The organism is Pontibacter qinzhouensis (assembly GCF_008017455.1).
Classification (GTDB): Bacteria; Bacteroidota; Bacteroidia; order Cytophagales; family Hymenobacteraceae; genus Pontibacter; species Pontibacter qinzhouensis.
The window spans coordinates 1-6,376 of record NZ_VRTY01000173.1 but is presented as its reverse complement, the minus strand read 5'-3'; the positions used below and the strand labels follow the sequence as shown (position 1 = coordinate 6,376).

The window sequence follows — 6,376 nt, the reverse complement described above, 5'->3', positions numbered from 1 at the left end:
TGCAAAAGAAACTGCAGGACTCCCTTGGCTCCGGCTACCACGTAGCTTTTGGCATGCGTTACCAAAGCCCAAGCATTAAAAGTGCCCTGGAGGAGCTGCGTGAGCAAAGCGTTGACCGGATTATTGTGTTGCCGCTGTTCCCGCAGTACGCATCGGCCTCTACCGGCTCGGTGCAGGACAAGGTAATGGAAATCGTGAAAGACTGGTGGGTTATTCCGAATATCAGCTTTATCTCATCGTTCTGCGACGACGAAGGATTTATAAACGCTTTTGCAACGCTAGGCAGGCAGCACATGGCCAAGGAAGATTACGACCACGTGGTTTTCAGCTACCACGGGGTGCCCGAGCGGCATGTGCTCAAAGGCAGCGACAATGGGTACTGCAAACTTGGCTCCTGCTGCAACTCCTATAATAAACGAAACAAATACTGCTACCGCGCCTCCTGCTACGCCACTTCCCGGTTACTAGCCGCAGCACTTGGCATTCGCGAAGATCAATACTCGGTAGCTTTCCAATCGCGGTTGGGCAAAGACCCGTGGCTTACGCCTTACACCGACTTTATTCTGAAAGACCTGCCAGGCAAAGGAATCAAAAAAGTGCTGGCCTACAGCCCCGCTTTCGTAGCCGATTGTCTTGAAACCACTATTGAGGTAGGCGAAGAGTTCAGGGAGATGTTTATAGAAGCGGGTGGCGAGAAATGGCAGCTCGTAGAAAGCCTGAACTCGCACCCACTTTGGGTAGAGGCAGTAAAGGAAATGGTGCTGAAGAACTAAATGTACTCTTGCAGAGTCTGTAGAGCTACAGTGTATCGATACTAAAAATGAGAAGGAGAGCCGGCGAAACTACATAGCGTCGGCTCTCCTTTTTTATTCTATAAAGCAATTAAGTGAATGAGAGTCTTAAATGACGGTAAATCCTGAACTATTCTAATGGAAATAGCCTCCAGAAGGTTTTTTGTCAAAACTTAGCCAAGGGTCTATTCTAGATATTTTGGATGAATATACTTAGTATTGGATTCTTAGAAAGTTTGGCAATGTCTATACTTCCCTCTTCATCATCTTCCGGTTTAACCCCACCAACAAGCAATTCTGCTAATGAAAATAGCCTTCAGAAGGTTTTTAGTTAGATTTTCGTCAAGGCTTTAGCAAGGCGTTATTACCTGCCATTTTATATCCTGCTGAAATCTACTTGGTCGTTAGAGGTGGCAGCGGCATTGGCTTTCAGTTTCTGGAGCAATAGCTCCGGATCTTCTTCTAAAATAATAGTATCGTGCTGTATGGGCTTGATGAATCCTTCTGCCACGGCATGTGCTATCATCTCAAAAAACTTGTTGTAATAGCCACCTACGTTTAAAAAAGCGACTGGCTTCTGAATAATGCCTAACTGGTTCCATGTAATGATTTCGCAAATCTCGTCGAAGGTGCCGAAACCGCCTGGCATGGCCACAAAGGCATCGGCATGAGCGGCCATTAAAGCCTTGCGCTCGTGCATGGTCTGCACCACATGCAGTTCGGTAAGGCCAGTGTGCGCTACCTCTCTATCTACCAGGCTCTGCGGAATAACGCCCACTGCCTTGCCGCCTCCGGCCAGTACACTATCGGCAATGGCTCCCATTAAACCTACTCTCCCGCCACCGAATACCAAAGAAATATCCTGAGCAGCCATAAGTTGGCCAAGGTTAACGGCCGCTACCTGATATGCTTTGTTTGCACCTGCATTAGCACCACAAAAAACTCCTAAACTTTTCATGCTTCTTTTATTGTATATTCCGGAATATCTTGCAGCAGATTCTTAAATTAAAAAACTCCCTCATTTCTGAAGGAGCCTTATATACGTACAGCAGAAAGCGCAGAGACTTAGGCCGGCACTTTTTTATACAGTTGCGCCAGCTTTTCGGCTACATAATCTATTTCTTCGGGCGTATTGTATTTGCTGAACGAGAAACGGATGTTACCGCGATTCGGATCTATGCCTAACGCCTCCAGCACATGAGAGCCGGCATTAGCGCCACTGCTGCAGGCACTGCCTCCCGAAGCCGAAATTTTATTTATGTCGAGGCTGAAGAGCAGCATCTCGGTTATATCGGATGGCGGCAGGCTTACGCTCAGCACCGTGTACAGACTTTTATCTGCATCTGCTGATAAACCATTAAACGTTAACCCATCCACCTGCTCCTTCAGTTTATGTATAAGCCGATCTTTCAGCCCCTGAATATGCTGCTGGTGCTCGTCCATGTCGCGGTAGGCTATTTCCAGCGCCTTTGCCAGGCCTATAATGCCATACACGTTTTCGGTGCCGCCCCGCATGTTGCGCTCCTGCGAGCCCCCATGTATAAGCGGCTGCACTTTTATACCCGCATCGGCATATAAAAAGCCAACGCCTTTCGGGCCATGAAACTTGTGTGCCGAGCCTACTATAAAGTTGGCGTTCAGCTTTTGCAGGTCGTGGCGGTAGTGGCCCATTGTCTGCACCGTATCAGCATGGAATACAGCGTTATGTTTTTTGCAGATCGCACCTATCGCCTCCACATCGTTCAGGTTGCCTATTTCGTTGTTGGCATGCATGACCGAGACAAGCGTTTGCGGATTCTGTGCCAGCAGTTCTTCCAGGTGCTCCAGGTCGAGTACGCCTTGTGCATTGTGGCGCAGGTAATTTAAGGTTAGCTCCCCCTTCTTCTCCAGCATTTGCAACGTGTGCAGCACCGCGTGGTGCTCCAACTGAGAAGTAATGGCATGTTTAATGCCTAAAGCGCGAATAGTACACACAATAGCCGTATTATCGGCTTCGGTGCCGCCAGAGGTAAAAAATATTTCAGCGGGTGATGTATGCAACAAGCCCGCTATGGTTTTACGCGCTTTCTCGATGGCAGCCCTTACCTCCCGCCCGTGCCCGTGTATAGACGAGGGATTGCCAAAGTGCTCCAGCATATAGGGAGCCATGGCATCAAACACTTCTTTATCGAGGGGAGTGGTAGCAGCATTATCTAAATAAACACGCATATAAGTACTTTATTTAATTGTTCTTATTTATCGAACCACAAACTTACATAAAAAAGTTGCGCCAGGTGCAGCAGACTTCTTATTGTCTCTGCACCTGGCGCAACCAGTTAAGCGTGTGGTAGTATGTTTTTACAACAACACATTATACTTTCTCAGAGATAATCTCTTTTATATCAGCTATAATTTTGTTTGCCAGGTGCTCGGCTGTTGCATTGCTATCAGACTCAGCGTATATTCTGATAATAGGTTCGGTGTTTGATTTGCGCAGGTGCACCCATTCTTTCCCAAACTCAATTTTTACACCGTCTATGGTGTTAATCGGTTGTTTGGCGTAGCGGTGCTGCATTTGCACCAGCACATTATCTACATCTACCTCGGGCGTGAGTTCTATTTTATTTTTAGAGATGTAGTAGCTCGGGTAGGAGTTTCTTAAACGAGTCATGCTCATGCCAGCTTTTGCCAGGTGTGTCAGGAAAAGCGCTATGCCCACCAGCGCGTCGCGGCCGTAGTGCAATTCAGGGTAAATAATACCGCCGTTACCCTCACCACCTATAATAGCGTTCTGAGCCTTCATCATGTTCACCACGTTTACCTCTCCTACTGCCGCTGCATAATAAGTACCGCCGGCTTTCTCGGTTACATCGCGGAGTGCCCTCGTAGACGACAGGTTCGATACCGTGTTGCCTACTGTGTTCTTCAGCACATAATCTGCTACAGCTACGAGTGTGTACTCTTCGCCAAACATGCTGCCGTCTTCGCTTACCAGCGCCAAACGGTCTACATCTGGGTCTACTACTATGCCCAGGTCAAATTTGCCTTTTTCAATTACTTTAGAGATTTCGCGCAGGTTCTCTGGCAACGGCTCCGGGTTATGGGCAAAGTTACCATCGGGTTCGCAGAACAGCTTTTCGATTTTGGTTACACCCAGCGCCTCCAGCAGCATAGGTACTGCTATGCCTCCGCTAGAGTTAACGCAGTCTATCGCCACCCGGAAGTCTTTTGCTGCAATTGCCTTAGCATCTACCAAAGGGAGGTTCAGAATGGCTTTAATATGTTTTTTAAGCGCTTTATCGGTTTGCTTGTAGGTACCAAGGTCATTTACCTGGGCAAAATTAAAGGCTTCCTGCTCAGCAAGCTCCAGCACCAGTTTGCCTTCGGCATCCGAAATAAACTCGCCATGCTGGTTCAGCAGTTTCAGGGCATTCCACTGTTTCGGGTTGTGGCTGGCTGTTAAAATAATGCCGCCACCTGCTTTTTTGTCTGGCACTGCCATTTCTACGGTAGGTGTTGTAGAGAGCCCGACATCAATAACATGTATGCCCAGGCCTTGCAAGGTAGCGCATACCAGCTTGTTTACCATATCGCCAGACAAGCGCGCATCGCGGCCGATAACGATCGTGTTGTTGTTTGTTGTTTGCAGTACCCAGGTGCCATAGGCAGCAGCAAATTTCACCACATCTACCGGAGTAAGGCCATCGCCTGCTTTCCCTCCAATAGTACCTCTAATTCCAGAAATCGATTTTATTAAAGCCACTTGTTATTATATTTTTAATGGAAGCAAAAGTAGTAATAAATGTTTAATAGCTAAATTGTTGAATTCTTTAAATAAAGCATCTCTCTTTATGGTTAGCAGTGAGAGCTGCAAGCCAAGAATGGCTAACTTTAGCGCTTTAGGTGCCATGGTGCTCAAAAACTGTTCCGGTAATCGTGCTTAAGACCATAAAACTTATAAAGCTTACTTAATGCCTGAAAAAGCTCCTTTTACCAGTATTACCCGAGGCTAAATCAGGCAACTGGCAACGGCCAACCCTTGGCAAAAAAAGAGCAAAAATCTTTCGGAAGGCATTTTTCATTTGAATAATTTCAACAAGTAGGCTAAAAACTTATTATATTGAGGGTAAAATTGCCGAGAGCTAACTAGCTAGCAGCCTTAATTTGAAGTAATTATCTGCTTTTGCCGGTTTTAGTAACAATAACTTAACATACATTGCAGGCCCTGAAGCTAAAAAGTTGGCCATTCAATTTAGTACCTTTACCCCATGAAAAAGACTTTTTTTGAAGATAGCCCCCGCGGAAAGCAACTGGAAGCCTTTAACCGGCTGCTGGATATTATGGAGGAGCTACGCGAAAAATGCCCCTGGGATAAAAAACAAACTATAGAAAGTCTGCGCCACCTGACGATTGAGGAAACCTACGAACTTTCAGATGCTATCATCCGGAACGATATGCCAGAAATCAAAAAGGAGATAGGCGATATTATGCTGCATATGGTGTTCTATGCTAAAATAGCCTCTGAGCAACAAAGCTTCGATATAGCCGATGTTCTGAACACACTTTGCGAGAAACTTATTTTCAGGCATCCGCATATTTATGGAGACACCGAAGTTCATACAGAAGAGGAGGTTAAGCGGAACTGGGAGCAGTTGAAATTAAAAGAAGGAAACAAATCGGTACTCGGAGGCGTACCAAGCTCGCTACCGGCACTTGTGAAGGCTATGCGCATACAAGAAAAAGCCCGCGGGGCAGGTTTTGACTGGGAGGAACGTACACAGGTATGGGAAAAGGTGCAGGAAGAACTCTCAGAGTTTGAGTCGGAGTTTAATGTCGCAGAAGGTACAGCTATAGACCAGCGTAAAGCAGCCGGAGAGTTCGGCGATCTATTATTCTCGCTTATCAATTTTGCCCGTTTCGTAGACATCAACCCGGAGGAGGCCCTAGAGCGAACAAACCTGAAGTTTATAGACCGCTTTAATTACCTGGAAACAGAAGCCGCAAAAGACGGCAAGAAATTACAGCACATGAGCCTGAAAGAGATGGATTATTACTGGAATCAGGCAAAAAAACGCTAAACTAATAAACAAGTTGCAACATCAATTATTATATTTAAACCTTTGATGCTGACTTACGAGTGGTGATTTACCTTATTTAAGTGTATTAAACGTTCAGGATACACCTTAAATCAAAAAAATGCTTATATTTTGGATGTAGTTACAGTGTTTGCTCTTTAAAAACCTCAAGCGGCTGTATTTTTTAAGATATTTATCATTTTTATTTATGCATTTAAGACTGTACTTGAATCATTATAGCAGAAGACGGGGAAAGAGGTATCTTAAATTTCGTTTTGCATCCTTTTTTGAAATTAGTTAGATTTGTAGAGCCATATTATGAGCACTTACTTACGCTAGTTAAATAGTTAATAATGGCTTCTTTTTTAAGTTGTTAGTCGAATTTTTGAAAATAAAGGTTATATTTTATTCATAAATTGCAGAAAAAATAGATATTGCAAACTAATAAAGAACTAAAACCTAATCTAAAACATTTAGTCATTACACAAACAATTTATTACAACACAAACAGCTAAACTTTAAACTTATTAA

General features: G+C 44.9%; 5 protein-coding genes. 2 read left to right on the top strand and 3 right to left on the bottom strand.

Annotation, left to right across the window (positions count from 1 at the left end; genetic code table 11):
* Positions 1–773: ferrochelatase (locus FVR03_RS23500; protein ID WP_147924217.1), on the top strand; the 773-nt coding region annotated here is incomplete at its 5' end.
* 394 nt (positions 774–1,167) lie between these two features.
* Here the strand turns inward: FVR03_RS23500 and FVR03_RS23495 are convergent.
* The 3 genes from FVR03_RS23495 to glmM form a co-directional block, all read right to left on the bottom strand.
* On the bottom strand, positions 1,168–1,749 hold the full coding sequence (locus FVR03_RS23495) for an LOG family protein (RefSeq protein ID WP_147924216.1): 582 nt from the start codon (positions 1,747–1,749) through the stop codon (positions 1,168–1,170).
* Positions 1,750–1,856: 107 nt separating this feature from the next.
* Entirely contained in the window at positions 1,857–2,999 is a 1,143-nt protein-coding gene (locus FVR03_RS23490) for a cysteine desulfurase family protein (protein ID WP_147924215.1), read from the bottom strand.
* Between the two features lie 142 nt (positions 3,000–3,141).
* Entirely contained in the window at positions 3,142–4,533 is a 1,392-nt protein-coding gene (gene glmM, locus FVR03_RS23485; protein WP_147924214.1) for a phosphoglucosamine mutase, read from the bottom strand.
* A gap of 505 nt (positions 4,534–5,038) precedes the next feature.
* On the opposite strand from glmM, the gene mazG reads away from it, so the two are divergent.
* Positions 5,039–5,848 (top strand): nucleoside triphosphate pyrophosphohydrolase, encoded by an 810-nt coding sequence (gene mazG / locus FVR03_RS23480; protein WP_147924213.1) that lies wholly within the window; start codon positions 5,039–5,041, stop codon positions 5,846–5,848.
* Positions 5,849–6,376: the final 528 nt, after the last annotated feature.